We start from the raw sequence: 2,587 nt of genomic DNA on the forward strand, positions 1-2,587 counted from the left end.
CGACATCCGCTTCAGCGCGGCCGACGTGGTGTGGGTGCACGAGCAGACGGGCGTGCGGCTCATCTTCGACTTCCAGCACTTCTGGTGCCTCAACCCCGAGGGGCTGGAGATGACGCCGACGCTAGCGAAGATGCTGGCCACCTGGCCTGAGGGAGAGCGCCCGAAGATACATTTCTCCACCCCGCGGACAGAGCTTCGCGAGCTCGTTCGGACGGACCCCAAGACCCGGAAGAAGACTACGGCGCTGCTGCCGCCGGTGCTCACCAACCACGCCGATTTCGTGAATCCGTTCGAGTTCATCCGCTTCATGCGCGATGCGCGGGACTTCGCGTTCGACGTGATGCTGGAGAGCAAGTCCAAGGACTTGGCTCTGCTGAAGCTGCGCACCGACCTCGTGCGGCACGCCCCGGACGTGGCGCAGCGGTTCGGGCTGGGCGTCGATGCGATCATCGGCCTCGGCGAAGAGGAGGCGCTTCCGACCGACCTCGCTGCGGACGACCTGGACCCCGACGAAGGCGCCCGTTCGCTGCCGAACGAGGCGCGCCTCTGATCAGGCGTCCACCTTGGCCTTCTTGGCGGCGGGCTTCTTCGCCGGAGCCTTCTTCGGCACGGCCTTCCTCGGCTTGGCCTCCGCCGCGGCGGCTTTCGGAGCGGCTTTCGCCTTGCGGGCGGGCTTTTTCTTGCCGCCGCCCTTCGCCTCGCGTTCGGCGAGCAGTTTAACGGCCTCGTCCATGGTCAGCGCCGCGGGGTCGGCGCCTTTGGGCACGTTGGCGTTGGTCGAGCCGTGCTTCACGTAGGGACCGAAGCGGCCCGAGAGGATGCGGACGGGCTCGCCGTCCACCGGGTGGGCGCCGAGCTCGGCGAGCGCGGCGGCCTGGGTGCGGCCGCCCTTGCCGCCGGCCCGCTTCTCGGCGAGCAGGGCCACGGCGCGGTTCAGACCGACCTCGAACACCTCCTCCACCTCGGGCAGGTTGGCGTAGGTGCCGGCGTGCTCGACGAATGGGCCGTAGCGGCCGATGCCGGCGGTGATGACCTTGCCGTCGTCCGGGTGTTTGCCGACCTCGCGGGGCAGGCGCAGCAGGCGCAGGGCCTTCTCCAGGTCCATGGCCGCCGCCGACCAGCCCTTGGGCAGGCTGGAACGCTTGGGCTTGTCGCCTTCGCCCAGCTGGACGTAGGGGCCGAAGCGGCCGGCCTTGAGGTAGACCGTCTCGCCGGTCACCGGATCGACGCCGAGCTCGCGGTCGCCGGAGGCGGCGTCGTCCTCGCCCTCGGACTGCGCAATCGGGCGGGTGAAGCGGCATTCCGGATAGTTGGAGCAGCCGACGAAGGCGCCGAACTTGCCGGTTTTGAGGGAGAGCTGGCCGGAGGCGCAGGCCGGGCAGGCGCGCGGATCCGATCCGTCGGGCTTGGGCGGGAAGATCAGCGGCGCCAGGGCGTCGTTGAGCTTGTCCAGCACCTCGGTGACGCGAAGCTCGCCGATGTCCGCCACGGCGCTCTGGAAGTCGGTCCAAAACTCGCGCAGCAGCACCTTCCAGTCGAGCTCGCCGGCGCTGACCAGGTCGAGCTTCTGCTCCAGGTCGGCGGTGAAATCGTACTCGACGTAGCGGTTGAAGAACTGCTCCAGGAAGGCGGTGACCAGCCGGCCCTTGTCCTCGGGAACGAAGCGGTTCTTGTCCATCCGTACATAGGCGCGGTCGCGCAGCACCGAGAGGATCGAGGCGTAGGTCGAAGGCCGGCCGATGCCGAGCTCCTCCATCTTCTTCACCAGGCTGGCTTCGGAGTAGCGCGGGGGCGGCTCGGTGAAGTGCTGGTCGGCGCGGGAGGCCAGGACGCGCGCCTCGGCGCCTTCGCGCACCTGGGGCAGGCGCCCGCCTTCTTCGTCCTCGGGATCGTCGCGGCCTTCCTCGTAGACGGCGAGGTAGCCGTCGAACAGCACCACCTGACCAGTGGCGCGCAGGCCGGTCTTCCCGTCGGCGCTCTCCAGCTCGATGGTGGTCCGCTCGATCCGGGCGTTCTCCATCTGGGAGGCGATCATCCGCTTCCAGATCAGCTCGTAGAGCCGGGCGAGGTCGCCATCCAGCCGCAGCGAGCCGGGGTTGCGGGCCAGCGAGGTCGGGCGGATCGCCTCGTGCGCCTCCTGGGCGTTCTTGGCCTTGGTGCGGTACTGGCGCGGCGCCTCGGGCACGTATTCCTTGCCGTAGAGGCCGCCGATCACCTGCCGGGCTTCGGTCAGCGCCTCCGGCGCGGCCTGGACGCCGTCGGTCCGCATGTAGGTGATCAGGCCGACCGTCTCGCCGCCGATGTCGACGCCTTCGTAGAGGCGCTGGGCGGCCTGCATGGTGCGCTGGGCCGAGAAGCCCAGCTTGCGCGAGGCCTCCTGCTGCAGGGTCGAGGTGGTGAAGGGCGGCGGCGGGCTGCGCCGGGCCGGCTTCTTCTCGACCGAGGCCACCTTGAACTGGCCGGCCTGGACGGCGGCCTTGGCGGCCATCGCCGCGGTCTCGCCCGGCAGGTCAAACTTGGAGAGCCGCTTGCCCTCGTGCTTGACGAGACGGGCGGTGAAGGGATCGGCGCCGGCGGACACGTCCGC

General features: G+C 69.7%; 1 protein-coding gene and 1 pseudogene. One reads left to right on the plus strand and one right to left on the minus strand.

Annotated elements, in window-relative coordinates; translation table 11 throughout:
- Window positions 1-550, plus strand: a pseudogene (locus VHK87_RS08355) (hypothetical protein); the annotation flags it as partial.
- On the opposite strand, the gene topA reads toward VHK87_RS08355, so the two are convergent.
- Window positions 551-2,587 (minus strand): type I DNA topoisomerase (gene topA / locus VHK87_RS08360; protein ID WP_329634443.1); only part of this gene is annotated, 2,037 nt, incomplete at its 5' end.

Source organism: Phenylobacterium sp. (assembly GCF_036263695.1).
Lineage (GTDB): Bacteria > Pseudomonadota > Alphaproteobacteria > Caulobacterales > Caulobacteraceae > Phenylobacterium.